Source organism: Streptomyces sp. 2P-4 (assembly GCF_030167965.1).
Classification (GTDB): domain Bacteria; phylum Actinomycetota; class Actinomycetes; order Streptomycetales; family Streptomycetaceae; genus Streptomyces; species Streptomyces globosus_A.
The window spans coordinates 3,793,120-3,818,730 of the sequence record NZ_CP095011.1; the positions used below are offsets into that span (position 1 = coordinate 3,793,120).

Annotated in this window: 21 protein-coding genes, 2 tRNA genes and 1 pseudogene; 17 read left to right on the forward strand and 7 right to left on the reverse strand. The window is 74.5% G+C overall.

What is annotated here, in order from left to right; genetic code table 11:
* The first annotated feature begins 135 nt into the window (after positions 1–135).
* The 7 genes from MUK52_RS16680 to MUK52_RS16710 all read left to right on the forward strand — a co-directional run bounded on the left by MUK52_RS16680 (position 136) and on the right by MUK52_RS16710 (position 7,535).
* A complete protein-coding gene (locus MUK52_RS16680; protein WP_284577527.1) occupies positions 136–1,293 on the forward strand; it encodes an acyl-CoA dehydrogenase family protein in 1,158 nt (385 codons plus the stop codon).
* Entirely contained in the window at positions 1,290–2,249 is a 960-nt protein-coding gene (locus tag MUK52_RS16685) for a bifunctional MaoC family dehydratase N-terminal/OB-fold nucleic acid binding domain-containing protein (RefSeq protein WP_284577529.1), read from the forward strand. The genes MUK52_RS16680 and MUK52_RS16685 overlap by 4 nt, the downstream gene beginning before the upstream one ends.
* Positions 2,249–3,352 carry an acyl-CoA dehydrogenase family protein gene (locus tag MUK52_RS16690; protein ID WP_284577531.1) on the forward strand — a complete coding sequence of 368 codons (1,104 nt, stop codon included), beginning with the start codon at positions 2,249–2,251 and terminating at the stop codon, positions 3,350–3,352. The genes MUK52_RS16685 and MUK52_RS16690 overlap by 1 nt, the downstream gene beginning before the upstream one ends.
* On the forward strand, positions 3,349–3,771 hold the full coding sequence (locus MUK52_RS16695; protein ID WP_114058250.1) for a hotdog family protein: 423 nt from the start codon (positions 3,349–3,351) through the stop codon (positions 3,769–3,771). The genes MUK52_RS16690 and MUK52_RS16695 overlap by 4 nt, the downstream gene beginning before the upstream one ends.
* A complete protein-coding gene (locus tag MUK52_RS16700; protein WP_114058249.1) occupies positions 3,768–4,934 on the forward strand; it encodes a lipid-transfer protein in 1,167 nt (388 codons plus the stop codon). Before MUK52_RS16695 ends, MUK52_RS16700 begins: the two co-directional genes overlap by 4 nt.
* A gap of 125 nt (positions 4,935–5,059) precedes the next feature.
* The gene (locus MUK52_RS16705) at positions 5,060–5,593 is read left to right on the forward strand and encodes a SigE family RNA polymerase sigma factor (protein ID WP_114058248.1); all 534 of its coding nucleotides are present in this window, start codon (positions 5,060–5,062) and stop codon (positions 5,591–5,593) included.
* 292 nt (positions 5,594–5,885) lie between these two features.
* On the forward strand, positions 5,886–7,535 hold the full coding sequence (locus tag MUK52_RS16710; RefSeq protein ID WP_284577535.1) for a long-chain fatty acid--CoA ligase: 1,650 nt from the start codon (positions 5,886–5,888) through the stop codon (positions 7,533–7,535).
* An 18-nt stretch (positions 7,536–7,553) separates the two neighbouring features.
* Here the strand turns inward: MUK52_RS16710 and MUK52_RS16715 are convergent, their stop codons facing one another.
* From MUK52_RS16715 to MUK52_RS16725, 3 genes are all read right to left on the reverse strand, one after another.
* Positions 7,554–8,129, reverse strand: a complete 576-nt coding sequence (locus tag MUK52_RS16715) for an antibiotic biosynthesis monooxygenase (RefSeq protein WP_114058246.1) — start codon at positions 8,127–8,129, stop codon at positions 7,554–7,556.
* Positions 8,130–8,142: 13 nt separating this feature from the next.
* Positions 8,143–11,604 (reverse strand): PAS domain-containing protein, encoded by a 3,462-nt coding sequence (locus tag MUK52_RS16720; protein ID WP_284577539.1) that lies wholly within the window; start codon positions 11,602–11,604, stop codon positions 8,143–8,145.
* A 119-nt stretch (positions 11,605–11,723) separates the two neighbouring features.
* Positions 11,724–12,149 carry an SSI family serine proteinase inhibitor gene (locus tag MUK52_RS16725; RefSeq protein ID WP_114058244.1) on the reverse strand — a complete coding sequence of 142 codons (426 nt, stop codon included), beginning with the start codon at positions 12,147–12,149 and terminating at the stop codon, positions 11,724–11,726.
* A 201-nt stretch (positions 12,150–12,350) separates the two neighbouring features.
* On the opposite strand from MUK52_RS16725, the gene MUK52_RS16730 reads away from it, so the two are divergent.
* The 10 genes from MUK52_RS16730 to MUK52_RS16775 all read left to right on the forward strand — a co-directional run bounded on the left by MUK52_RS16730 (position 12,351) and on the right by MUK52_RS16775 (position 21,252).
* Positions 12,351–12,441, forward strand: a tRNA-Ser gene (locus tag MUK52_RS16730).
* A 287-nt stretch (positions 12,442–12,728) separates the two neighbouring features.
* Positions 12,729–12,801: transfer RNA gene (locus MUK52_RS16735), tRNA-Arg, on the forward strand.
* Positions 12,802–12,906: 105 nt separating this feature from the next.
* A complete protein-coding gene (locus MUK52_RS16740; protein WP_246042746.1) occupies positions 12,907–13,053 on the forward strand; it encodes a hypothetical protein in 147 nt (48 codons plus the stop codon).
* Positions 13,050–13,925 (forward strand): DUF2797 domain-containing protein, encoded by an 876-nt coding sequence (locus MUK52_RS16745; protein ID WP_114058243.1) that lies wholly within the window; start codon positions 13,050–13,052, stop codon positions 13,923–13,925. Before MUK52_RS16740 ends, MUK52_RS16745 begins: the two co-directional genes overlap by 4 nt.
* 96 nt (positions 13,926–14,021) lie before the next feature.
* Entirely contained in the window at positions 14,022–14,360 is a 339-nt protein-coding gene (locus tag MUK52_RS16750; protein WP_246042745.1) for an antibiotic biosynthesis monooxygenase family protein, read from the forward strand.
* Positions 14,344–15,264, forward strand: a complete 921-nt coding sequence (locus MUK52_RS16755) for an amidohydrolase family protein (protein ID WP_114058242.1) — start codon at positions 14,344–14,346, stop codon at positions 15,262–15,264. The genes MUK52_RS16750 and MUK52_RS16755 overlap by 17 nt, the downstream gene beginning before the upstream one ends.
* Positions 15,265–15,364: 100 nt before the next feature.
* On the forward strand, positions 15,365–16,135 hold the full coding sequence (locus tag MUK52_RS16760; RefSeq protein ID WP_114058241.1) for a response regulator transcription factor: 771 nt from the start codon (positions 15,365–15,367) through the stop codon (positions 16,133–16,135).
* Between the two features lie 44 nt (positions 16,136–16,179).
* A complete protein-coding gene (locus MUK52_RS16765) occupies positions 16,180–17,787 on the forward strand; it encodes a sensor histidine kinase (RefSeq protein ID WP_284581718.1) in 1,608 nt (535 codons plus the stop codon).
* Between the two features lie 25 nt (positions 17,788–17,812).
* Positions 17,813–19,081 (forward strand): bifunctional glycosyltransferase family 2/GtrA family protein, encoded by a 1,269-nt coding sequence (locus MUK52_RS16770; protein WP_284577544.1) that lies wholly within the window; start codon positions 17,813–17,815, stop codon positions 19,079–19,081.
* Positions 19,078–21,252, forward strand: coding sequence for a glycosyltransferase family 39 protein (locus MUK52_RS16775; RefSeq protein WP_284577546.1), 2,175 nt, complete (start codon positions 19,078–19,080; stop codon positions 21,250–21,252). The genes MUK52_RS16770 and MUK52_RS16775 overlap by 4 nt, the downstream gene beginning before the upstream one ends.
* Before the next feature lie 102 nt (positions 21,253–21,354).
* Here MUK52_RS16775 and MUK52_RS16780 read toward each other — a convergent pair.
* The 4 genes and pseudogenes from MUK52_RS16780 to MUK52_RS16795 all read right to left on the reverse strand — a co-directional run.
* A pseudogene (locus MUK52_RS16780) lies at positions 21,355–22,851 on the reverse strand (MDR family MFS transporter); the annotation flags it as partial.
* Between the two features lie 104 nt (positions 22,852–22,955).
* Positions 22,956–23,411 (reverse strand): MarR family winged helix-turn-helix transcriptional regulator, encoded by a 456-nt coding sequence (locus MUK52_RS16785; RefSeq protein ID WP_114058238.1) that lies wholly within the window; start codon positions 23,409–23,411, stop codon positions 22,956–22,958.
* Between the two features lie 242 nt (positions 23,412–23,653).
* The gene (locus MUK52_RS16790; RefSeq protein WP_162793318.1) at positions 23,654–24,493 is read right to left on the reverse strand and encodes a hypothetical protein; all 840 of its coding nucleotides are present in this window, start codon (positions 24,491–24,493) and stop codon (positions 23,654–23,656) included.
* Positions 24,494–24,602: 109 nt separating this feature from the next.
* Positions 24,603–25,451, reverse strand: a complete 849-nt coding sequence (locus tag MUK52_RS16795; protein WP_114058236.1) for an RNA polymerase sigma factor SigF — start codon at positions 25,449–25,451, stop codon at positions 24,603–24,605.
* Between the last annotated feature and the right edge of the window lie 160 nt (positions 25,452–25,611).

A 25,611-nucleotide genomic window follows, 5' to 3' on the forward strand; every position in this document is an offset into this window, starting at 1 on the left:
AGACGGTGGGGTTTCCGGACGGAGCGGCCCTTCGCTTCCGCGGTGGCGACGGGGGTCTCCAAGGCTTGACAGCCGCAGTGAATCTGACGGACAGTCAGGTTTACGTGGACGTCGTGATGCCGGGAGGCCTGCACCGTGCACCTCGCTCCGACAGCAGCGCAGTTGCAGCTTCGCGCCGAGCTGCGCGCCTACTTCCAGGACCTCATGCCGGACGGCCCTCCCGCGGACCCGGAGGCCCGGCGCGCCCTGCTGCGGCGCATGGGATCCGACGGCCTCCTCGGCATCGGCTGGCCCGTCGAGTACGGCGGTCGCGGCCGCGGCGCAGACGAACAGTTCGTGTTCTTCGACGAGGCCCGCCGGGCGGGGGCACCCGTCTCCATGGTCACCCTGAACACCGTCGGGCCGACCCTGATGAAGTACGGCACCCAGGAGCAGAAGGACCGGTTCCTGCCCCGGATCCTCGCCGGCGAGGCCGTCTTCGCGATCGGGTACACCGAGCCCGGCGCCGGTACCGACCTCGCCGCCCTGCAGACCCGCGCCGTCCGCGACGGAGACGGATGGGTGATCGACGGGCAGAAGGCCTTCACCTCCAACGCCCAGCACGCCGACTGGATCTGGCTCGCCTGCCGCACCGATCCCGACGTGCCCAAGCACGAGGGCATATCGATCATCCTGGTCCCCACCTCCGCCGCCGGCTTCTCCTGGACACCGGTCGAGACGGTCGGCGGCCTGATGACGACGTGCACGTACTACGACTCCGTGCGAGTGCCCGCCGGGAACCTCGTCGGACCCGAGAACGGCGGCTGGCGGCTGATCACCAACCAGCTCAACCACGAGCGCGTCGCCCTGGCCGCCCTCGGCATGCAGGCCGAGGAGCTCCTCGGGGCCGCGCTCCGGTACGCCTGCACTGCCGACCCGGCCACCGGGGAGCGGCCCGCCGACCGGCCGTGGGTGCAGTCCCGGCTTGCGGAGGCCCATGCCCGGCTGGCCGCGCTCAGGCTGCTCAACTGGCGGCTCGTCCAGGACGTCGGGGCCGGCACCCTCGCCCCGGGCGATGCCGCCGGCGTCAAGTTCTTCGGCACCGAGACGGCCGTCGAGGTGTACCGGATGTGCCTGGAGGCCGTCGGCGAGGAGGCCCTCCTGCGCGGCGGCGAGCCCGGCGCCTTCGTCGGCGGCGAGCTCGAGCGGCTGAACCGGGCTGCCCAGATCAACACCTTCGGCGGCGGGGTCAGCGAGGTGCAGCGCGAGATCGTCGCCGTGATGCGGCTCGGCATGCGGGGCGGGAAGCGGTGACTGCGGCGGACGGCGTCGGGCCGGAGGCGGACGGCTTCCTGGCGCGCCTCAGGGCCTTCGAGGGCCGGCCCGCCGTCGCCGGGGGCCGGGGGAAGGACCCCGTCAACGCGGCGATGATCCGCCACTGGTGCGAGGCGATGGGCGACACCAACCCGGACTACTCCGGGCCGGACGCCGTCGCCCCGCCCACCATGCTGCAGGCCTGGACGATGGGCGGCCTGTCCGGGCACGGCGGCCGCTCGGGCGCCTGGGACGAGCTCCTCGCCCTCCTCGACGCCGTCGGCTGCACCTCCGTCGTCGCCACCGACTGCGAACAGGAGTACCTGCGCCCGCTGCGGCCCGGCGACACCGTCACCTTCGACGCGGTCATCGAATCCGTGTCCCCCCGCAAGACCACCCGCCTGGGCAGCGGCCACTTCGTGACCACCCGCATGGACGTGCTTGCCGACGGCGAACCCGCCGGTACCCACCGCTTCCGGATCCTCAAGTACGCCCCGGCAGCCGCCCCTGCCCCTGCCCCCGAAGCCGCCCGTGCTGCCCCCGTCTCTGCCCGCGCCCGCCGCCCCCGGCCGGTCGTCAACCGCGACAACCAGGGCTTCTGGGACGGCGTCCGCGAGCACCGGCTCCTGATCCAGCGCTGCACCTCCTGCAACGCCCTGCGCTTCCCGTGGCTGCCCGGCTGCAACGCCTGCGCGAGCCTGGAGTGGGACACCGTGCAGGCCTGCGGGGAAGCCGCCGTCTTCAGCTACGTCGTCATGCACCAGCCGCCCTTCCCGGCGTTCGACCCGCCCTACGCGGTCGCCCTCGTCGAACTCGCCGAAGGCGTAAGGATGATCACCAACATCACCGGCGTCCCCCACGACCGGGTCCGCATCGGCATGCCCGTCCGCCTGGAGTTCCTCCGGGTCGACGAGGACCTGGAGCTGCCGGTCTTCCGAGGAGGGAGCGAGGCCTGATGGACTTCCGCCCCGGGGAGGAGCAGGCTGCCGCGGCCGCGCTCGCCGCCCGTGTCTTCCGCGACCTGTCCACCCCCGAGCGGCTCGCCGCCGCCGGCTCCGGCAGCGACGCCGAGCTGTGGAAGGCGCTCTGCGACTGCGGGCTGGTCGCCGCCGTCGAGGACACCGGCCTGCTCGGCCTCGTCCTCGTCCTGGAGGAGCAGGGCCGCACCACCGCCCAGGTCCCGTACGCCGCCACCTGCACCTACGGAATCCTCCCCCTCGCCGCGCACGGCACCCCCGAGCAGCGGCGGCGCCTGCTGCCCGCCCTCCGCACGGGCGAGGCGGTGGCCACCGGGGCCCTCCCGGACCGCGGCCGCGTCACGGCCGCCCCCGGCGGCCGGCTGACCGGAACCGTCCCCTGGGTGCCGTGGCTGCGCGACGCCACCCATGTCCTCGTCCCGGACGCCGACCGGGCCCTGTGGCTCGTACGGACGGACGCGCCCGGCGCGGAGACCGGGCCTGTGGAGACGACAGCCCCCTGGTCTGCAGGGCGGCTCACCCTGTCCGGGGCCGGGGCGGAGCGGCTCGGCGGCCCGGACGCGTACACCGCGGTCCTCGCGGCCGCCCGTACCGCGTTCGCCGGCCTCCAGGCCGGGGTGTGCGCGGGCTCCCTGGCCCGCGCCGTGGAACACACATCCACCCGCGAGCAGTTCGGGCGGCCGCTGTCCGCCAAGCAGGGCGTGCTGCTGCGTGCCGCGGACGCCCACATGGAGACGGAGGCGATCCGGGTCACCGCGTACGAGGCGGCCTGGCGGATCGACGAGGGCCTCCCGGCGGACGGGCACGCGCTCACGGCGGCCTGGTGGGCCTCGGAGGCAGGCAAGCGGGTGGTCCATGCCGGGCAGCACCTGCACGGCGGGGCCGGCGCCGACCTGGAACACCCCGTCCACCGGCATTTCCTGTGGGGGCGGCAGCTGGACGCCTACCTCGGCTGCGGCAGCGAACTGCTCGCCGAACTGGGCGCCCTCCTCGCCCGCTCCGAGGACGGCCCCGGCCGTGCAGCCGCCCCCGGCCGCGCCTGCACGTCCCGGGCCGGTGCAGCCGGGGAGGAGCGCGCATGAACGTCGGCGACACGCTGGCCCCGCTGGAGATCCCGATCACCCGCACCCTGATCGTCGCCGGGGCCATCGCCTCCCGCGACTACCAGGATGTCCACCACGACGCCCACCTCGCACGCGAGAAGGGCTCCCCGGACATCTTCATGAACATCCTCACCACCAACGGACTCGTCGGCCGGTACATCACCGACCGGCTCGGCCCCGGAGCGGTGCTCCGCAAGGTCGCGATCCGCCTCGGCGCCCCCAACCACCCCGGCGACACCATGACCCTGACCGGGACCGTCACCGCCGCGGACGGGGACACGCTGGAGATCCGGGTCGTCGGCGCGAACGGCATCGGCCGCCACGTCACCGGCAATGTCACCGTGGCCCTCTCTGCCCCGCCGCGGTCGGCCGGCGGCGCCTCCGGAGGAGCGGCATGAGCCTGCGAACCCGTGACCTGCTCGGCGGCCGCGCAGCCATCGCCGGCATCGGCGCGACCGAGTTCTCCAAGGACTCCGGCCGCAGCGAGCTCCGACTCGCCGTCGAGGCCGTGCACGCCGCCCTCGACGACGCCGGACTCACCCCCGCCGACGTCGACGGCCTGGTCACCTTCACCATGGACAGCAGCCCCGAGATCACGGTGGCCCAAGCCGCCGGCGTCGGCGAGCTGTCCTTCTTCTCCCGCATCCACTACGGCGGAGGTGCCGCCTGCGCCACGGTCCAGCAGGCGGCCCTCGCCGTCGCGGCCGGCATCGCCGAGGTCGTCGTCTGCTACCGCGCCTTCAACGAGCGCTCCGGCCGCCGCTTCGGCTCGGGCGTCCAGCAGCGGGAACCGTCGGCCGAGGGCGCCGCCCTCGGCTGGTCCCTGCCCTGGGGACTGCTCACCCCGGCCTCCTGGGTGGCCATGGCGGCCCGCCGCTACCTGCACGTCCACCGTCTCACCCCCGAGGCCTTCGGGCACGTCGCGGTCACCGCCCGCCGGAACGCAGCAAACAATCCGGCCGCCTGGTTCCACGGCAGGCCCATCACCCTCGCCGACCACGCGGCCTCCCGCTGGATCGCCGAGCCGCTGCGGCTGCTGGACTGCTGCCAGGAGACGGACGGCGGCCAGGCGGTCGTCGTCACCACCGCCGAACGGGCCCGCGACCTGCGCCACCGCCCCGCCGTGATCACCGCGGCAGCCCAAGGCGCAGGCCGCCGCCAAGAGGGCATGACCTCCTTCTACCGCGACGACCTCACAGGCCTCCCCGAGATGGACGTGGTCGCCCGCCAGCTGTGGCGCACCAGCGGGCTGCGGCCCGCGGACATCGACGTGGCCGTCCTCTACGACCACTTCACGCCGTTCGTGCTCATGCAGCTGGAGGAGTTCGGCTTCTGCAAGCCCGGCGAGGCCGCCGACTTCGTGGCAGCCGGCGCGCTGCCGCTCAACACGCACGGCGGCCAGCTGGGCGAGGCGTACCTGCACGGCATGAACGGCATCGCCGAAGCGGTCCGCCAGCTGCGCGGCAGCTCCGTCAACCAGGTCCCCGGAGCGGCCCGCGTGCTGGTCACCGCCGGGACCGGGGTCCCGACCTCCGGCCTGATCCTCGGCACCGATGCGTGAGCCGGGCCCGGGCGGCCGTCCACCTTCAGGAGGTCGGGCCGTCCCCACCCCTACAACTTGAGGCGGATCCCCCTTCGGCACCTGGGGCCGATCCGTGCGGCCGTACCCGCTCCTAGCGTGGAGACATGACCACGCCTGTGTGCCCGCTCGCCTCGAACCCGACGCCGTACCCGTCGTTCTCGGCGTACGTCCGGAGCCGGGGCACGGCCCTGCTGCGTACTGCGCGCTCCCTCACACCGAACCCGTGTGACGCCGAGGACCTCCTCCAGACGGCCCTCGCCAAGACGTACACCGCCTGGGACCGCATCGAGGACCACCGCGCCCTGGACGGCTACGTCCGCCGGGCCCTGGTGAACACCCGCACGTCGCAGTGGCGCAAGCGCAAGGTCGACGAGTTCGTGTGCGACGAGCTCCCCGAGGCGGAGGCCCCGCCGGCCACCGATCCGGCCGAGGCGCAGGCCCTGCGGGACGCGATGTGGCGTGCTGTGACCCGGCTGCCGGACCGGCAGCGCGCCATGGTCGTGCTGCGCTACTACGAGGACCTGACCGAGGCGCAGACGGCGGATGTGATGGGCGTCTCGGTCGGCACGGTCAAGAGCGCCGTCTCCCGCGCCCTGGTCAAGCTCCGCGAGGACCCGGAGCTCGTCCCGGTCCGCTGACCCCGTCACTCTCCCGCGGTGCCGTCGGTGTTTCACGTGAAACACGGCCTCCCCGGCCCGGCGGTTTCACGTGAAACACCGACGGCCCCGCACACCCGCCCTCCGGGCCGCCGTCCTGTGCCGGTGCACCGTTCGCGGCCCTCCCGCCTGTGCGCCCGTCCATGACGCGCTTGCCAACAGCGTCGGGTCGCCGTGTTCGCCCCTTCCGGGTAGTGACATGCCGTGCGGTACGTGCGCAGAATCGGCAGCACTCGAAGCCGCCGCAGCGCCGCAGCGCCCACGGGAGGACGCTTTGCTGAGCACGATGCAGGATGTACCGCTTCTCATCAGCCGGATACTCCGCCACGGGATGACCATCCACGGGAAGTCCCAGGTGACGACCTGGACCGGGGAGGCGGAGCCGCACCGCCGCAGCTTCGCCGAGATCGGTGCCCGCGCCGGCCGCCTCGCCCACGCTCTGAGGGACGAGCTCGGCGTCCGGCAGGACGACCGCGTGGCGACGCTGATGTGGAACAACTCGGAGCACGTCGAGGCATACTTCGCGATCCCGTCCATGGGCGCGGTCCTGCACACGCTCAACCTGCGGCTTCCCGCCGAGCAGCTGGTCTTCATCGTCAACCACGCCGCCGACCGGGTCGTGCTGGTGAACGGGACGCTGCTGCCGCTGCTCGCACCGCTGCTGCCCCACCTGCCGACCGTCGAGCATGTCGTCGTCTCCGGCATCGGCGACCGGTCCGCGCTCGACGGGCTCGACGTGAGCGTCCACGAGTACGAGGAGCTCCTCGAAGGCCGCTCCGCCGACTACGACTGGCCCGAGTTGGACGAGCGCCAGGCCGCTGCCATGTGCTACACCTCCGGCACCACCGGGGACCCGAAGGGCGTCGTCTACTCGCACCGCTCCGTCTACCTGCACTCCATGCAGGTGAACATGACCGAGTCGATGGGGCTGACGGACAAGGACACGAGCCTTGTCGTCGTTCCCCAGTTCCACGTCAACGCGTGGGGACTGCCGCATGCGACCTTCATGACCGGCATCAACATGCTGATGCCGGACCGCTTCCTCCAGCCCGCTCCGCTCGCCGAGATGATCGAGCGGGAGCGGCCCACGCATGCGGCGGCCGTCCCCACCATCTGGCAGGGCCTTCTCGCGGAGGTGGCGGCGAACCCGCGGGACCTGTCCTCGATGCGCCAGGTCACGATTGGCGGCGCCGCCTGCCCGCCGTCCCTGATGGAGGCCTACGACAAGCTGGGCGTGCGCCTCTGCCACGCCTGGGGCATGACCGAGACCTCCCCGCTGGGGACCATGGCGCATCCGCCGTCCGGGCTGAGCGCCGAGGAGGAGTGGCCGTACCGGATCACGCAGGGGCGCTTCCCGGCGGGCGTCGAGGGCCGCCTGGTCGGTCCGGGCGGGGACGTCCTGCCGTGGGACGGGACGTCGGCGGGCGAGCTGGAGGTGCGCGGCTCCTGGATCGCGGGCGCCTACTACGGCGGTGTGTCCGGTGAACCGATCCGGCCCGCAGACAAGTTCAGCTCCGACGGCTGGCTGAAGACCGGCGACGTCGGCGTGATCAGCCCGGACGGCTTCCTCACGCTGACCGACCGGGCCAAGGACGTCATCAAGTCCGGCGGCGAATGGATCTCCAGCGTGGAGCTGGAAAACGCGCTGATGGCGCACCCGGAGGTCGCCGAGGCAGCGGTCGTCGCCGTCCCCGACGACAAGTGGGGTGAGCGGCCGCTGGCCACGGTGGTCCTCAAGGAGGGCGCCACCGCCGACTACGCGGCGCTGCGGGAGTTCCTCGCCGGTTCCGTCGCGAAATGGCAGCTGCCCGAGCGCTGGGCGTCCGTCCCGGCCGTCCCGAAGACCAGCGTCGGCAAGTTCGACAAGAAGGTGATCCGCAGGCAGTACGCGGACGGCGAACTCGACGTCACCACCCTGGGCTGAGCCGCCGGCGGGGGAGGGTCAGGCCCGCGTCAGCCACGGCCGGAGCAGGCGGCTGACGGCGGGCATGGCCACGTAGGTCATGAGAGTGCTGAAGACGGCCGCGAAGGCGGCCGTCCGCAGTACGAGGTGCAGGTCCACCAGGTACGGCCCGAGCAGCACGTTGCCGGCGAGCGAGATGGGGAAGATGGCCAGCCCCGAGCTGACCGCCATCTTCCACCGAGGCGGAGCGGGCCGGGTCGTGCCCGGTTCGGCGAACCAGGTTTCCATGCCGTGCAGTTCGCGCCGGGCCGTCTCGGTGTGGCGGTGCCCCTCGCAGTTCGCGAAGAACGCGGCCCGCTCCGGCGAGTCCTGCCAGCGCCGGAATGCCTCCTGGTCGCGGAAGCGGTGCACGAGGAACCAGGGCGCGCCGTCCCGCGACGGGCGGAACAGCCCGTACCCGAGGTGCCCCGGGAAGGCCGCGGCGGTTTCCAGGATCGCGCGCGCCCACGTCTCGAAGGCCTCCTCGTAGCCCGGTTCGACCTGGCGGGCTATGAGGAGGCTCACCTCCCCGTTGTCGGCGGGAACGGTGCGCTCGGACGTGTCGGTGAGGGCCATCGGGCCAGGATGGCTAGTTCGTGCCGATCTTGGCGAGCAGGTCCACGATGCGGCCCTGGACGTCCGCCGAGGTGGCCCGCTCGGCGAGGAAGAGCACGCTCTCCCCGGACGCCAGCCGCGGCAGCGCCTCCGGTTCGATGCCGGCAGCCGTGTAGACGACCATCGGGGTCCGGCTGAGCATGCCGTTCGCGCGCAGCCAGTCCACGATGCCGGCCCGCCGGCGCCGGACCTGCATGAGGTCCATGACCACCAGGTTGGGCCGGGTACGGGCGGCCGTCCCCGCGGCGTCCGTGTCGGCGCCCGCCCGTGCCACCTGCAGCCCGCGCCGTTCCAGCGCGGCCGTCAGTGCGGCGGCGATCTCGTCGCGCTCCTCGATCAGCAGGACCCGCGAGGGGTGCTGTTCGCTGTCCCGCGGCGCGAGTGCCTTCAGCAGCACGGCCGGGTCCGCCCCGTACGCTGCGTCGCGCGAGGCGTGGCCGAGTCCGGCCGTCACCAGGACGGGCACCTCGGCGGCCACCGCGGCGGAGCGCAGCGACTGGAGGGCGGTCCGGGTGATCGGCCCGGTCAGCGGGTCCACGAACAGAGCGGCCGGGAACGCCGCTATCTGCGCGTCGACTTCCTCACGGGAGTGGACGACGACGGGGCGGTAGCCGCGGTCGCTGAGCGCCTGCTGCGTCTGCGGGTCGGGCGCGGGCCAGACCAGCAGCCGGCGAGGGTTGTCCAGCGGCTCGGGCGGCAGCTCGTCGTCGACGGGCGGCGGCACGGGCCGGTTGACGACCTCGACGGCGCCGCCGGGACCGTCCAGCGGCTCGGGGCCCTCGGCGGCGCCCGCCTCGGGCGCCCCTATCGCGAAGGCGCGGCCCTGCGGGGCGGGCTCGGCGAGGCGGCGCCGGCGGCCGGAGCCGCCCGCAGCGTCGGGCGCCGTACCGGCAGCGGCGGCGGGGTCCACGGCGATGCCCTGGCCGATGGTGCCGAGGGCGCGCACGCTGATGGGCCGGCCCGGCTCGGCGGAGGCGTCCTGCGGCTGCCGCGCCCCGGGCACGGCGGGCCGGCCGGAGGCGTCGTCGCCGTCGGTCGCGGTCGGCGCACCGGGCACCGGCCACGTAGACGGGGCAGGGGGCTCGGCGAGGCGCCGCCGCCCGGTCGGCGGCACGGCCGCCTCCGCACCGGCGGCGGGCTGCTCGGCGGGGGCACCGGAGGGGGCCCCGGGCGTGCCGAGCGCACGGCGGGCACGCCGCCCGGCCGGAGTGTCGCCGTCGGCAGGCGCCGGTACGGGCCCGGGCACGCCGGCCGGGACGGAGCCGGGAACGGGCCCGGCGGCGGGCTTCGGAGCCTGCGCGGCATCGCCGTTCGCGCCGGCGGCCGCCGCCCCCTCGGGCGGCGGCGGGAATCCGGGGGCGCCGGACGGTGCCGGCGACGGCGTCGGGCCGGGCGGCAGCGCGAAGCCGCCTTCGGGTGCGACAGGGCGGGCGGGGGCGGCCGGTGCGCTGCCGGGCCCGCCCGGAAGGGCCGGCCCGAGGCCGGTCGCGGGGACGGGGCCGGTCGCCGGGACGGGGCCGGTCGCCGGGACGGGGCCGTCGGGACGTGCGACGGCCGCGGAGCCCAGGGCGCGGCGGCGGCCCGCCGGGTGCTCGGTCACCGGAACCGGCGGCACGGCAGGCACGGGTGGCAGCGCGGGCATGGCGCCGCCCTGCGGGGGCACGGGCCGGGCGCCGCCCTCGGGCCCGTTGTCGCCGTCGCGGCCGCGGCGGCGGCCGGTGCCCAGGCCGGCCGGGTTCACCGGGGACTGCGCGAGAGCGGCAGGGCCGGCCGGGGCGGCGTCCGCGGCCGGGGCCTCGCCGCCCCGGCGGCGTCCGGACGGCAGGGCGAGCGCCCCGCCCGCGGCGGGCTCGTCCCGGTCCTCCAGGAAGGCGTCCACCCCGCGGCGGCCGCGGCGCCCGGTCCCCCGCCCGGCCTGCGGCTCCGGCTCGGGCCCGGGTTCCGGATCGGGCTCCGGATCTGGCTCCGGCAGGGTCACCGTCCCGGCACCCGACCCGAGCGGCAGTTCCAGTACGTACGCACCGCCCGGCGCCCCGGGGACCTCGACGGTCTGGAGCACGCCCCCGTGCGCGGTCACGATGCCCCGCACGATCGGCTCGTGGACGGGGCTGCCGCCCTCGTACGGTCCGCGCACCTCGATGCGGACGACCTCGCCCCGCTGCGCTGCGGCGACCACGATGGTGGCGTCGCCGTAGCCGCTGCCCTGGGGGGTCTTCCCGGTGGCGTCCACCCCGGCGACGTCCGCCACGAGGTGGGCGAGCGCGGTCGCGACGCGGTCCGCGTCCACCTCGGCCTCGATGGTCGGCGCGTGGACGGCGAACTGGACCCGGCCCGGGCCGATCAGCTCGACGGCCGCGTCGACGCCGGCCGCGACGACGCCGTTCATGAGGACGTTCTTCTTCTTCAGCTTCTCGCTGCCCGCGTCGAGGCGCTGGAAGCCGAGCACGTTGTCCACCAGAGCGGTCATCCGGGAGTACCCGGCGGCCAGGTGGTGCAGCAGCTGGTTCGCCTCGGGCCACAGCTGGCCCCCGTCGTCGGCGGCCAGCGTGGCCAGCTCGCCGCGCAGCTCCTCCAACGGCCCGCGCAGGGACTCGCCGAGGACGGCGACGAGCTGGGCGTGGCGCGCGGCCAGGGCGTCGAAGGGCCGGCGGTCGGTGAAGGTCATGACCGCGCCGACGAGCATGTCGCCGTCGCGCACGGGGGAGGTGGTGAGGTCGACGGAGACCGGCTGCCCGGCCTTGTTCCACAGCACCTGCCCGCGGACGCGGTGCTTGCGGCCGCTGCGCAGCGTGTCGGCGAGCGGCGACTCCTCGAAGGGGAACGGGGAGCCGTCGGCGCGGGAGTGCTGGACCAGGGCGTGCAGCTCCCGGTTGCCGAGGTCGGTGGCCCGGTAGCCCAGGATCTGGGCGGCCGCCGGGTTGACCAGGACGACCCGCCCCTCCGTGTCGGTGCCGACGACGCCCTCGGCCGCGGCGCGCAGGATCATCTCGGTCTGCCGCTGCGACCGCGCGAGCTCGGCCTCGGTGTCCACGGTCTCGGACAGATCCCGGACGACGAGCATCAGCAGCTCGTCACCGGTGTACGCGGGCTGCGGCTCGCGGTAGGCGTCGCGGCCGTCGAGGTGGGCGTGGGTGACCTCGACGGGGAACTCGCTGCCGTCGGTGCGGCGGGCGACCATCCGCCTGGGCTTGGCGCGGCCGCCCTCTCCGTCACCGGGCCGGCGCATCGAGCCGGGGATCAGCTTGGAGTCGAAGTCGGGGAAGAGGTCGAGCACGCCGCGGCCCACCAGGCCGGTGCCGGGGCTCTCCATGACCTCGAGGGCGATCGAATTCGCGTTGACGACCGTGCCGTTGGCGTTGACCAGCAGCAGCGCGTCCGGAAGCGCGTCGAGTATTGCTGCGAGGCGAGCAGCGCCCCGGGATGGCCTGCTGCTCACGACGAGCTTCCTCCCTGACCAGGACTACCGGCATGTCACGGGAGGAGTCTAAGGGCACCGCCCCGCCGCGGGGTGGCCGATGTCGGGGCGGCCACCCCGGCACGCGGCATCGTCGCAGGTCAGGAGCGCCCCGCCGGAAGCACAGGTTCCAAGTTGTTCCAGCGGGCGATCTCGCATCCGTTCGTTCGCCGGAACGAGGCATTCACCTTCTGGCCGCGCCACGTTCCGGTGATGCGGGCGGTGGCCGGCCCGCCGTCCTGCAGGGTGCACATCCGCCGCTCGGGCTCGGCGGCGAACGGATCCGAGCCGTCCTGGGCGAGGCGGTCGAGGCGGGCGCACGCCCGGTCGCGCTCGGGGTGGTTCCCGCCCGTGGGGCGGCATTCGAGGACGTACTCCCCCTCCGCCCGCGGGTTGCCGGTGGCGGACACGGCGATGGTGAGGCGGTCGGGGCTGCTCAGCAGCCTGCTCAGGGGCAGCGGGGGCAGCGGGCCGGCGGCCGTCGTGGCCAGGAGGGAGGTGACGGCGAAGGCGGCGAGTCGCAGCATGGGGCACTCCAGGTCGTCCGTACGTCGTGCACCGGTACCAACGACGGGCCCGCGGAGCGCGTGACGGCCGCTGCGGCCGTGTGCCGGGAGTGATTAAGGCTTTGCCCTGTGACCGGCTGTCCTAGTACCGTGGGAGCGGATTGGTGACCGGCCCCGCGCCTGTGTCATCATCTGCACGCACCCTCCTTGCGGGGGTGTGCTGGAGGCGTCGCCTAGTCCGGTCTATGGCGCCGCACTGCTAATGCGGTTTGGGGCTTACCCCCCATCGAGGGTTCAAATCCCTCCGCCTCCGCAGCCACAGAAGCCCCGGTCCTCACGGACCGGGGCTTCGCTGCTTTCCGGACGCATCCGACGGCTGTTTCCGGACGCGGCCGCCTGCTGCACGGGCCGGCCCCCGGGAAGCGCCCGAAGCCGCGGACCGACCCGGCCCGCCCGGGCCGGCTCTCCGGCCGGATGATCGCCCTCCGGGGTGTTTCCGCAGGTCAGAGCCTGTTTGGTTAACGGATTTCGCGTCCCGGCAAGGTCCATGTATTGTTGTTCTCGCAAGGCCAACGGGGCGAAAAACCCCGAGAAGCCCAAGCACTCGTAGCTTAACGGATAGAGCATCTGACTACGGATCAGAAGGTTGCAGGTTCGAATCCTGCCGAGTGCACAGCCCAAGAGGCCCCCCGGTTCACCGGGGGGCCTCTTGCGTTGATCATGTAGCGTCGGCGCGCGCAGGGCGGTCGGGTGTGCGGGACCGCGGGAGGGACACCAGGTGGACGACATCGGCCGGGGCAGTGCCTCCGTCCTGGTTGTGGTGCGCACGGCCGTGACCGGGCGGCTCCGGGACGTCCTCTGCCGCCTGCGCGCCATCGGCGAGGTCGTGCCGGAGATCTTCTTCAAGCGGCCGGTCCCGCTGTGACGTGGCGGTGCACCGGGATCCGCTGGAGCGGAGGCCGGCCCGCCGTCGGCTGGGTCGCGGACGGCCGCGGTGAGCGGACGAGCCCCCTCCTGTACGGGGCCGCGCTCGCCTTCGCCGCCCGCGGAGAGCGGAGCTGCCTCGGCGTCCGGCGGGCCGGGAAGCGGACGCCGTGCCCGGCGGGCGCCGCCGTTCCTGCCGCGGCCGGTAACGCCCAGTGCCCCGAATGCGCCCGCCTGGACCGGTCGTTCTCGGTGGCCGCCGACACCCGCGCCGGCGATCCCCGCCCCTACCGGGTCTACCTCGCCTGGTTCGGGCCCGGGCTGGTCAAGGTCGGCATCACGGCCGAGGAGCGGGGTGCGGCCCGGCTCCTGGAGCAGGGGGCCGTGGCGTGGTCCTGGCTCGGCCGCGGCCCGCTGATGGCGGGCCGGCGCACCGAGGAGCTGCTGCGGGCCGCGCTGGGCGTGCCCGACCGGATCCCGTACGCCCGCAAGCGGGCCGTCCGCAGCCGGCTGCCCGCGGCCGCCGACCGGGCCGGTGCGGTTGCGGCGCTGCATGCGGAGGCGGCCGCTCTGGAGGGCTGGCCGCAGTCGCTGGAGCGCCTGCCGTGCGAAGTCGTCGACCACGGAACGGTGTTCGCACTGGACGGACTGCCCGATCCTGCCCGCGTGGTCACCGCGATGGCGTCCGGAGGGGCCGTCGCCGGCCGGCTCGCCGCCGCGGCCGGCCCCGACCTGCACTTCTCCGACGGGCTCGTCCTGGACACCCGCCTGCTCGCCGGCTGGGAACTCGTCGCCGCCGCGGGCCGCACCACCGACGTGCCGGTCGCTGCCGTGCCGTCCGGCGGCGGCGCCCGCCAGGACGGGCTCTTCTGACGGGAGCCGGGGCGGGAAGGTCAAATCTTGGATCCCTTCCGCCCGCAGGCCCCTTTTCCCATGGACACGGGCCGCACCGCCGCAGAGGGTGGGGGCATGACCGCCACCCCTGTACCCGCTTTCCAACCGCCTTACGTCATGGCCGTGTTCACCTCCATCCGCACGCCCGGCGACAGCGGCTACCCCGAGACCCTCGCCCGCATGGCGGAGCTCGTCCGGGAGGTCCCCGGCTTCCTCGGATACGAGTCCGCCCGCACGCCCGGCGGCCTCGGCATCACCGTCTCCTACTTCCGCGACCACGAGGCGCTCGCCCGGTGGCGCCGCGAGGAGGAGCACCGGGCCGCCATGGAGCAGGGCCGCCGCGACTGGTACGAGAGCTACACCCTGCACGTCGGGACCGTTGAGCGGAGCCACGGGTTTGACCGCGACGCCTGACGCGGTGCGCGCCTTCCGGGAGCGGCTCGGCCTGCCCGGACTGGTCGACGTGCACACGCACTTCATGCCCGAACGGGTCCTGGCCAAGGTGTGGGACTACTTCGACGCGGCGGGCCCGCTCACCGGCGTCGCATGGCCCATCACCTACCGGCACGAGGAGGCCCGCCGGGTCGAGCTGCTGCGGGAGTTCGGCGTCCGCGCGTTCACCTCCATGCTCTACCCGCACAAGCCGCAGATGGCCGCCTGGCTCAACTCCTGGTCGGCCTCCTTCGCCGCCCGCACCCCCGACTGCCTGCATACGGCCACGTTCTTTCCCGAGCAAGGCGCCGGGGACTACGTCCGGCAGGCCGTCGAGGCCGGGGCCCGTGTCTTCAAGGCACACCTCCAGGTGGGCGGCTACGACCCGAACGACGCGCTGCTCGAACCGGTGTGGGGCCTGCTCGCCGAGGCGGGCATCCCCGTCGTCGTGCACTGCGGGTCGGGGCCCGTGCCGGGCAAGCACACCGGGCCGGGCCCCGTCGCCGCCCTGCTGGCCCGCCACCCCCGGCTGGCGCTGATCGTCGCGCACATGGGCATGCCCGAGTACGGCGACTTCCTGGACCTCGCCGAGCGGTACCCGGGCGTGTACCTGGACACCACCATGGCCTTCACCGACTTCTCGGAGCGGTTCGGCGTCTTCCCCCCGAGCGGCCTCGGGCGCCTCGCCGACCTGGGCGACCGGATCCTGCTCGGCACGGACTTCCCGAACATCCCCTATCCGTACGAGCACCAGCTCGACTCCCTGGAGCGGCTCGGCCTCGGCGACGGCTGGCTGCGCGCCGTCTGCCACGACAACGGGGCCCGCCTCTTCGCCCTGGACCACTCGGGCCCGCCGGGCCGGCCGGACCGCCCCGGCGCGGGCTGACGCCGCGGAGGCAACGGCCGCAGGAGCCTCGCGGGAGTTTCTCAGGGAATTCACAGACAGGGGCAAGAACGCTCTCAGAGGCGGCCGGGACGGTGGTCGCATGACTGCGACGACCACCTCCCCCGCGTCCGCGTCCACCGGTCACTCCGCCGCCCTGGTGCGGCCCGACGGAGGGCCCTGCCGGGTCCTCGTCGTCGACGACGAGGCGCCCCTGTCCGAACTGCTCTCCATGGCGATGCGCTACGAGGGCTGCGAGGTCCGCAGCGCCGGCGACGGGGCGGGTGCAGTGCGTGCCGCCCGGGAGTTCCGGCCGGACGTCGTCGTCCTCGACGTCATGCTCCCCGACATGGACGGGCTGACCGTGCTGGGGCACCTGAGGCGCGAGATCCCGCAGGTCCCGGTGCTGTTCCTGACCGCCAAGGACTCGGTCGAGGACCGCATCGCGGGTCTGACCGCCGGCGGCGACGACTACGTCACCAAGCCGTTCAGCCTGGAGGAGGTCGTCGCCCGGCTGCGCGGCCTGGTCCGCCGCTCGGGGGCCGCGCAGGCCGCCCGCGGCGGCTCCGTGCTGTGCGTGGGCGACCTGCTGCTGGACGAGGACAGCCACGAGGTGTCGCGGGCCGGCCGGGAGATCCACCTCACCGCCACCGAGTTCGAGCTGCTGCGCTACCTGATGCGCAACCCGCGGCGGGTGCTGAGCAAGGCGCAGATCCTGGACCGGGTGTGGTCGTACGATTTCGGCGGCCAGGCCAACGTCGTCGAGCTGTACGTCTCCTACCTGCGCCGGAAGCTGGAGAGTGGACCCGGCCTGCCCCCGATGATCCACACCCGGCGCGGTGCCGGCTACCTGATCAAGCCGGCCGATCTGTGACGGGGCGGGCCCGCCCGGGGCCGGGCCGCGGTCCGGTCCGCCGCCTGCTGCGGCGCGGGCGCACCTGGTCGCTGCGGGCCCGGCTCGTCGTCTCCGCGGTGTCGCTGATCGCCGTCGTCGGCGCCGCCATCGGCACCGTCACCACTCTTGCCCTGCGCTCCTACCTCGTCGCCAAGGTGGACCAGCAGCTGAGGGGCAGCGTCGACATGGCCGGCCCCAAGGGGCCCGGCGCGGGAAAGCCCGGCCGTGACGCCCTCTGGTTCGTGGTCGCGCCCGGAACCCCGCTGGGTGCCGTCGGCATCCGCACCGACGCCGACGGCACCGTCCGCGGTGCCCACCTCTCCGCATCCGGCGGGCCCGCCGCCGACCACCGGCGTGCCCTCACCCAGGCCCAGACCGACGCCCTCGCCCGCGTCGCCCTCAAGGCGGCCGCGGCCGGGCGGACCGCCCCCGCCGACCTGGACCTGCCGGGGCTCGGCGGCTACCGCGTCCTCGCCGCCCCCGACGGCAGCATCGCCCTCGGCTACCCGCTCGCCGAGGTCGACTCCACCGTGAGGACCCTGGTCGCGGTCGAGGTGTGCGTCACCCTGGCCGGTCTGATCGCGGCCTCCCTCGCCGGCCAGGCCATGGTCGGCGTCGCCCTGCGCCCGCTGCGGCGGGTGGCCGCCACCGCGACCCGCGTCTCGGAACTGCCCCTGCACAGCGGCGAGCCCGCCCTGCACGAGCGGGTGCCCGACGCGGAGGCCGATCCCCGCACCGAGGTCGGCCAGGTCGGCGCCGCGCTCAACCGGATGCTGGGCCACGTCTCCTCCGCCCTCACCGCCCGCCAGCAGAGCGAGATGCGGGTCCGGCAGTTCGTCGCCGACGCCAGCCATGAGCTGCGCACTCCGCTCGCCTCCATCCGCGGCTACGCGGAGCTCACCCGGCGGGGCAGGGAGGAGCCCGGACCGGACACCCGGCACGCCCTGGACCGCATCGAGTGCGAGGCCACCCGGATGACCGGGCTCGTCGAGGACCTCCTCCTGCTGGCCCGGCTCGACGCGGGCCGCCCGCTCTCCCTCGCCGACACCGACCTGGCCCCCCTCGTCATCGACGCGGTCGGCGACGCCCGCGCGGCCGGGCCCGGGCACCACTGGCGCCTCGACCTTCCCGACGAGCCGGCCCCCGTCCGGGCCGACCCCGCCCGGTTCCAGCAGGTCCTGGTCAACCTGCTGGCCAATGCCCGCACCCACACTCCGCCCGGAACCACCATCACCGCCGGTGTTTCACGTGAAACACCGGCGGTTTCACGTGAAACATCCACCAAAGCCGGCCGCCCGGAGCCTGCTGTCCGCCTCCGGATCGAGGACGACGGCCCCGGTATCCCCGCCGAGCTGCTGCCCCGCGTCTTCGAGCGGTTCGCGCGCGGCGACGCCTCACGCTCGCGGACCGCGGGCTCCACCGGCCTCGGGCTCGCCATCGTCGCGGCCGTCGTCGCCGCACACGGCGGCCGCGTCACCGTCGAGAGCCGCCCGGGCCGGACCTGCTTCGAAGTCGTCCTGCCCCTTGCCCCCGAGCCCCACCCCCGGACGCCGACGACTGCGCCCGCCGAGGTCCCGGCCGCCCCGGCACCGTACTCACAGACGGGCCACAGGCTCACCACACAGCGGTGACAGCCCGCCCGGCCAGGCTTCGGGCATGCCAACCGACACTCCCGCCGGCACCCTCCCGGCACGGACGCACCTCGCGCCCGTGCCGGGAGGGCCCGTCCTCGACGTGGTGGTCCCGGTCTTCAACGAGGAGACGGACCTGGGCCCGTGCGTGCGCAGGCTCCACGACCACCTCGGCCGCACGTTCCCGTATGCCTTCCGCATCACGATCGCCGACAACGCCAGCACCGACGCCACCCCCCGGATAGCGGCCGACCTCGCCGCCCGCCTCGACGGCGTACGCAGCGTCCGGCTGGAGGAGAAGGGCCGGGGCCGCGCCCTGCGCACCGTATGGGCACGCTCCGACGCACCCGTGCTGGCCTACATGGACGTCGACCTCTCGACCGACCTCAACGCGCTGCTGCCGCTGGTCGCCCCGCTCGTCTCAGGCCACTCCGACCTGGCCATCGGCACCCGGCTGGCCCGCTCCTCCCGCGTGGTCCGCGGAGCGAAGCGGGAGCTCGTCTCCCGCGCGTACAACCTGCTGCTGCGCTCCTCCCTGGCGGCCCGCTTCAGCGACGCCCAGTGCGGGTTCAAGGCCGTCCGGCGCGACGTCGCCGAACGGCTGCTGCCGCTGGTGGAGGACTCCGGCTGGTTCTTCGACACCGAGCTGCTGGTGCTCGCCGAACGGGCCGGGCTGCGGATCCACGAGGTCCCGGTCGACTGGGTGGACGACCCCCGCTCCAGCGTCCACATCACCCGGACCGCCGTCGAGGACCTGAAGGGCGTGTGGCGGGTGGGCCGGGCGCTCGCCACCGGCGCCCTGCCGCTGGACCGGCTGGCCCGCCCCTTCGGCGACGACCCGCGCGACCGCAGCGCCCTCCCCGGCGTACCGGGCGGGCTGGCCCGGCAGCTGCTCGGCTTCTGCACCGTCGGCGCCCTGTCCACCCTCTGCTACCTCGCCCTCTACACCCTCCTCCGGTCCGGCGCCGGGCCGCAGACCGCGAACGCGGCCGCGCTGCTGCTGTCCGCGGTCGCCAACACCGCCGCCAACCGGCGGCTCACCTTCGGGGTGCGCGGCCGCGAGCGGGCCGTGCGCCAGCAGGCGCAGGGCCTCGTCGTGTTCGCCGTCGGGCTGGCCCTGACCAGCGGCTCACTCGCCGCGCTCGGCGCCGCCGCCCCCCGCCCCGGGCACGGCACCGAACTGGCCGTGCTGGTCACGGCGAACCTCGCCGCGACCGTTCTGCGGTTCCTGCTCTTCCGCGCCTGGGTCTTCCCCGACCGGCGCACCCCTGCTGCAAAGGACCACCTGCGATGACCTCGGCCGTACCGCCCCTGCACGCCCCGCCCTCCGACCGGGCCGCCGCCCCTGACAGCACCGCCGGGCGGGGGACCGCCGCCCCGGCCGTCCCCCGCCCCCGATGGGAACTCCCCGCCCTGGGAGCCCTGCTCGCGGCGACCGCCGCGCTGCTGCTGTGGAACCTCGGGGCCTCCGGCTACGCCAACTCCTTCTACTCGGCGGCCGCCCAGGCCGGAAGCGAGAGCTGGAAGGCCTTCTTCTTCGGCTCCTCGGACGCCGGCAACTCCATCACCGTGGACAAGCCGCCGGCAGCACTGTGGCCGATGGCCCTGTCCGTCCGGCTGTTCGGGCTGGGCAGCTGGCAGCTCCTCGTGCCGCAGGCCCTGATGGGCGTCGCCACAACCGCCGTGCTGTACGCGGCGGTCCGCCGCCACTTCGGCCCGGCGGCCGCCCTGCTCAGCGGCACCGTCTTCGCCCTCACCCCGGTCGCCGCGCTGATGTTCCGCTTCAACAACCCCGACGCGCTGCTCACGCTGCTGCTGACCGCCACCGTCTACTGCGTGCTGCGCGCCCTCGACGGCGCCCGTACCGGCTGGCTGGTCGCCGCCGGGGCGGTGGCGGGCCTCGCCTTCCTGACGAAGACCCTCCAGGCGTTCGTGATCCTGCCGCCGCTGGCCCTCCTGTACGCCCTCTGCGCCCCGGCCCGGCTGCGCCGCAGGCTCGGCCAGCTGCTGGCGGCGGGGGCGGCCATGGCGGTGGCGGGCGGCTGGTGGGTGGCGGTCGTCGAGCTGTGGCCCGCCTCCTCGCGCCCGTACATCGGCGGCTCGCAGACCAACTCCTTCCTGGAGCTGACCCTCGGCTACAACGGCCTCGGCCGGATCAACGGCAACGAGACCGGCAGCGTCGGCGGCGGCCGCCCCGGCGGCGGTGGCGGCTGGGGGGAGACCGGCATCGAGCGGCTGTTCTCTGCCGGTGTCGGCGGGCAGGCGTCCTGGCTGCTGCCCGCTGCCCTGGCCATGCTCGCCGCCGGGCTGGTGATCACGTGGAAGGCGGCCCGCCCGGCGGCCTCCGTGGAGTCCGCGGCGCGCGCCGCCTTCCTGGCCTGGGGCGGTCCGCTGCTGCTCACCGCGGCCGTCTTCAGCTCGATGCGCGGCATCTTCCACGAGTACTACACGGTGGCCCTGGCCCCGTTCACGGCCGCGCTGGTCGGTATGGGTGTGGCGCTGCTGTGGGAGGAGCGGGGCAGTACGGCGGCCGCGGCCGCCCTGTCCGGCACGCTCGCCCTGACCGCCTGGTGGTCGTGGGTGCTGCTCGGGCGTTCCCCGGACTTCCTGCCGTGGCTGCGCTGGGCCGTGCTCGCCGCCGGCTTGGGGGCAGCCGCGGGGCTGTTCGCGGGTGCGCGGCAGGGCCGCAGGTTCACGCGGGCCGCGGCGGCGCTGGGGCTGGCCGCGGCACTGGCCGGGCCGTTCGCGTACTGCCTGGCCACGGTGGCGTCCCCGCACACCGGCTCGATCCCGAAGGCCGGCCCGGCGGTGGCCGGCGCGGGCCCCGGCGGGCGGAGGGCCTTCGAGGGCGCCGACCTCCCGCAGGGCGCCGGCCCGCAGGGCGCCCCGGTGCAAGGTATGCCGGGCGGGATGCCGGGCCGGGACGGGCGGACGGCAGACGGCCGGATGCTCCCCGGCGGCCCGGGCGGCGCGACCGCAGGCCCCGGAGGCCCGGCGGGCGGCGCCGGCGGGCCGCGGGGTGGCGGACCCGGCGGCCCGGGGGGCGCGGGCGGCCTGCTGAACGGGACGAAGCCGAGCGGGGAGGCCGTGGCGGCCCTGCGCGCGGGCGCGGGCGCGTACACGTGGGCAGCCGCCGTCGTGGGCGCCCAGAACGCGGCGGGCTACCAACTGGCCTCCGGGGAAGCGGTGATGCCGGTCGGCGGCTTCAACGGCAGCGATCCCTCGCCCACCTTGGAGCAGTTCCGGGAGTACGTGCGGTCCGGCAGGATCCACTACTTCATCGGGAGCAGCGCAGGCCCCGCCGCCGGCGAGGGGGCCGGGATGCGGCGCGGCGGCGGGCCCGGCGGCGCCACCAGCAGTGCGATCACGGAGTGGGTGGAGGCCAACTTCACCGCCACGACGGTGGGCGGAGCGGTCTTCTACGACCTGACCGCCCCCGCGACCGCCGCCTCCGGCGCGTCCTGATCCCGCCGCCCGGCAGCCGCATGCACAGCCGCAGCCGCAGTCGCAGCCTCTGCCGCGCCCCTACTCCTGCACGGAGGGCGCCGAACCGTGCTCCGCCGGGCCGGACTTCAGCGCCACCTCCTTGATGAACACCGCCAGGAGCAGCGCGAGGAGGGCCGAAGGGGCGGCGTAGAGGAACACGTCGCCCACGCCGTGCCCGTACGCGGACTCGATGACCGCGCGCAGCGGCGCGGGCAGGGCGTCGAGGTCGGGGATGCCGCCGCCGGCGGTGCCGCCGTGGCCCATCGCGGCCGCCTTCGGGCCGAGGGCGGCCAGCCCCTCCTCGACGTAGTGGCTGACCCGGTGGGCCATGAGCGCGCCGAGCGCCGAGACGCCGACGGCGCCGCCGAGGGAGCGGAAGAACGTGACGACGGAGCTGGCCGCGCCGAGGTCGCCGGGCGCCACCTGGTTCTGGGTGGCGAGGACGAGGTTCTGCATCATCATGCCGAGGCCGAGCCCGGTGAGCGCCATGTAGACGGCGATGTGCCAGTACGGTGTGTCGTGGCGCAGGGTGCCGAGGAGTCCGAGGCCGGCGGTCAGGAGCACGCCGCCGGAGACGATCCACCCCTTCCACCGGCCCGTTTTGGTGATCACCTGGCCGGAGACGGTGGAGGAGACGAACAGCCCGCCGATCATCGGGATGGTCAGGATGCCGGACATCGTGGGGGATTCACCGCGGGCCAGCTGGAAGAACTGGCTGAAGAAGACGGTGCCGGAGAACATCGCCGTGCCCACGAAAAGGGAGGCGGCCGAGGCGAGGGCGATGGTCTTGTTCCGGAAGAGCCGCAGCGGGATGACCGGGTCGGCGGCGCGGCTTTCGGCGAGGACGAAGAGCAGGGCGAGGACGACGGCGCCGCCGGTCATGGCCAGGGTGGTCCAGGAGACCCAGCCGTAGGAGTCGCCGGCCTGCGTGACCCAGATGAGCAGCAGCGAGACGGCCCCGCTGACGAGGACCGCCCCGAGCCAGTCGACCTTGGCGTCGGCGCGGCGGACGACGGGCAGCCGGAGTGTCTTCTGCAGGACGACGAGTGCGATGACGGCGAAGGGGACGCCGACGTAGAAGCACCAGCGCCAGCCCAGCCAGTCGGTGTCGGTGATGACGCCGCCGAGCAGCGGGCCGCCGACGGTGGCGACGGCGAAGACGGCGCCGAGGTAGCCGCTGTACCGGCCGCGCTCGCGCGGGGAGATCATGGCGGCCATCACGATCTGCGCGAGGGCGGACAGGCCGCCGACGCCGATGCCCTGGACGACGCGGCAGGCGATGAGCATGCCGGTGCTCTGGGACAGCCCGGCGACGACCGAGCCGAGCACGTAGACGACGAGGGCCAGCTGCACCAGCAGCTTCTTGCTGAACAGGTCGGCGAGCTTGCCCCACAGGGGGGTCGCGGCGGTCATCGACAGCAGGGCGGCGGTGACGACCCAGGTGTAGGAGGACTGGGTGCCGCCGAGCTCGCTGATGATCTGGGGGAGCGCGTTGGAGACGATCGTCGAGGACAGGATCGCCACGAACATGCCGAGCATCAGCCCGGAGAGCGCCTTCATGATCTGCGGGTGGGTCATCGGTACGCCCGAGGCGTCGGCGGGGGCCTGGCCGGACGGGGCCTGCGACGGGCCGCCTCCCTCCACCCGGGCGGGTGTCGTGGTGGTCATGGGGGTTCCTTCGTCTAGGGGCTCTGCCGGAGGCCTGTTCGGACGCTCGTCCGGAGTCGGGCCAGCAGCGAGCACAGGGCGTCCACGTCGTGGGCGGACCAGTCGGCCAGGGCTCCGGCCAGCGCGCCGGTGTACCGGGCGCCGATCTCGGCCAGGAGGGCGGCGCCCGCGGGCGTGAGCCGCAGGATGCGGCAGCGGCCGTCTCCGGGGTCGGCGTCCCGGGTGATCCAGCCGCGGTCGGCGACATGGGCGACGTGGCGGCTGGTCACCGAGATGTCGATGCCCATGAGGTCGGTGAGGCGGCTGAGCCGCATTTCTCCATGGCGGTCGAGGATCGTCAGGACGGCCGCGGAGCCCGGGGGGCAGTCCGGCGGGAGGAGGCGGCCGAGGTCCCGTTTGACCGCGCCGATGCTGCCGAGCTGCCGGGCCAGTTCCTCGTAGCGGTCCGCCGGGGCGGTCTGCGTCGGCACCTGGCCCTCCTCCTCCGCGTGTCGTTGCTCCAGGCAACCATAGAAGCGGTTGGTTGCTACAGGCAAATGAATTCGGACGGTCCGGCGGTAAAGGAATCCCCAAAGCCGCGACGGCCGGCGGGCCGGGGAAGCCTCACCGCACTGGCGGCACCCGCGGCACTCGCGCGCGGTTCGCCGCGGTCTTCTGGACCGTCCTGCGCTGACGGTACGCGGACACCGGCACCGGGCGCCGTCAGGGCGGCTCAGCTCCAGGCGGCAGTGACCCGCCGGGTCTCCACGTGCATGCCGAGGGGGACCCGCCAGGCGTCCAGGCAGACCGTGTACGTCTGCGTCCGCGCCGTCCCGCCGGCCAGCGGCGCGGGCAGGGGCCGACGGGTCCTGACCGTGGCCCAGTCGATGCCGAAGGCGCCGATGACGTGCGTCTCGAAGGTGAGCGTCCCCGAACGGACCGCCGTGCCGCCCGTGTTGGCGATGCGGACGGTCACCTGCTCGCACCAGCGGTCCGCCGCCGGCGCGCGGACGGGCTCGCCCACGGTGACGTACGCCGGTCCGGGCGCGGGCGCGGGCACGCTCGCGGGCGGGGATGCAGGAGGCGGCGAGGCGCTCGGGGCCGGAGGGGGCGTGCTGTCCGGGGGGCTCCCCGGCGCCGGCTCGGAGGATCCCGGGGCGGGCGGTGCCTGGCTGCCGCGCCCACCGGGTGGTGCGGCGCCCCCGCCGGGTACGCCGCCCCCGGACCTGCCGGCGCCCGGCCCGTCCGGACCGCCGGCGGGCGTGCCGGCCGAGGGCGCCGGTCCGCCCGCCGGGGGCGGGCCGCCGAGCTGCCGGAACTCCACCGGCCCCCGCGGGGCGACGTTGTCGCCGGCGCGCCGCTCAGGCCCGGGCGCCGCGGCTCCGGCGGCCGTGTACCCGCCGGCCGGGGCGGCGGCGCAGCCGGCCAGGCAGGCCGCGGCCGCGCACAGGGCGAGCAGCCCCGCGGCCCGCACGTCCGGCGCGCGCCCGGAGGCGCGGGCGCGGCGGCCGGCACGGCGGCGCGCGCGATGGCGGGCGAGGGCGGCTCCTGGCCTGGGGCATCCGTCGGGCACGCGCCGCAGTGTGGCTGATGCCCCGTCATATGTGAACCCCGCCGACGCACGCGTGTGCGGCCGCCGCGTCCGGAAGGAGTCCGGACCCGGCGGCCGCGCGCGCGAGGCGTCAGTCCCCGATCAGTCCGACGCGGAGCTGTGCGAGGGTGCGCGTCAGCAGCCGGGAGACGTGCATCTGGGAGATGCCCACCTCCTCGCCGATCTGCGACTGCGTCATGTTGGCGAAGAAGCGCAGCATGATGATCTGCCGCTCGCGGGGCGGGAGTTTGGCCAGCAGCGGCTTGAGGGACTCGCGGTACTCGACCCCTTCGAGCGCGGTGTCCTCGTACCCCAGCCGGTCGGCGAGCGAGCCGTCGCCGCCCTCGTCCTCCGGGGAGGGCGAGTCGAGCGAGGAGGCGGTGTAGGCGTTGCCGACGGCCAGCCCGTCGACGACGTCCTCCTCGGACACGCCCAGTACGGCGGCGAGTTCGGGCACGGTCGGGGAGCGGTCGAGCCGCTGCGCGAGTTCGTCGCTCGCCTTGGTGAGCGCCAGGCGCAGCTCCTGGAGGCGCCGCGGGACCCGCACGGACCAGGAGGTGTCCCTAAAGAATCGTTTGATCTCGCCCACGACGGTCGGCATCGCGAACGTCGGGAACTCGACGCCCCGTTCGCAGTCGAACCGGTCGATCGCCTTGATCAGGCCGATCGTGCCGACCTGGACGATGTCCTCCATCGGCTCGTTGCGGCTGCGGAAGCGGGCGGCCGCGTACCGCACGAGCGGGAGGTTCAGCTCGATGAGCGTGTCGCGCACGTAGGCCCGGTCGGGGCTGTCCGGGTCCAGGGCGGCGAGTCGCTGGAAGAGGGAGCGGGAGAGGGTGCGGGTGTCGATGGCTTCCGGGCGGTGGGACACCGCGGGTGCTGTCGGCGCATCGCTCTTGACGAGCGTGAGCACCTTGGAGCTGCCCTGGTCTTCGGACATGCCACCCCCTTGAGGTCGCGGACGGTCGCGGACGGCGCGCCCGTCGGAGGAACGCAGCCTCAACCTGAATACCGGAGCCGGGGCTGCGGCAAACGCGGTTCAAGCAGAATGTCACATGTCGGCAACGCGCTGTAGCGCCAAGTCGACATATATCTCCAGC

Coding starts and splice junctions, on each gene's coding strand:
- MUK52_RS16690 (WP_284577531.1), top strand. CDS start 2,249: ATGGACTTCCGCCCCGGGGAGGAGCAGGCTGCCGCGGCCGCGCTCGCC.
- MUK52_RS16695 (WP_114058250.1), top strand. CDS start 3,349: ATGAACGTCGGCGACACGCTGGCCCCGCTGGAGATCCCGATCACCCGC.
- MUK52_RS16700 (WP_114058249.1), top strand. CDS start 3,768: ATGAGCCTGCGAACCCGTGACCTGCTCGGCGGCCGCGCAGCCATCGCC.
- MUK52_RS16705 (WP_114058248.1), top strand. CDS start 5,060: ATGACCACGCCTGTGTGCCCGCTCGCCTCGAACCCGACGCCGTACCCG.
- MUK52_RS16715 (WP_114058246.1), bottom strand. CDS start 8,129: ATGGCCCTCACCGACACGTCCGAGCGCACCGTTCCCGCCGACAACGGG.
- MUK52_RS16725 (WP_114058244.1), bottom strand. CDS start 12,149: ATGCTGCGACTCGCCGCCTTCGCCGTCACCTCCCTCCTGGCCACGACG.
- MUK52_RS16750 (WP_246042745.1), top strand. CDS start 14,022: ATGACCGCCACCCCTGTACCCGCTTTCCAACCGCCTTACGTCATGGCC.
- MUK52_RS16760 (WP_114058241.1), top strand. CDS start 15,365: ATGACTGCGACGACCACCTCCCCCGCGTCCGCGTCCACCGGTCACTCC.
- MUK52_RS16770 (WP_284577544.1), top strand. CDS start 17,813: ATGCCAACCGACACTCCCGCCGGCACCCTCCCGGCACGGACGCACCTC.
- MUK52_RS16775 (WP_284577546.1), top strand. CDS start 19,078: ATGACCTCGGCCGTACCGCCCCTGCACGCCCCGCCCTCCGACCGGGCC.
- MUK52_RS16795 (WP_114058236.1), bottom strand. CDS start 25,451: ATGTCCGAAGACCAGGGCAGCTCCAAGGTGCTCACGCTCGTCAAGAGC.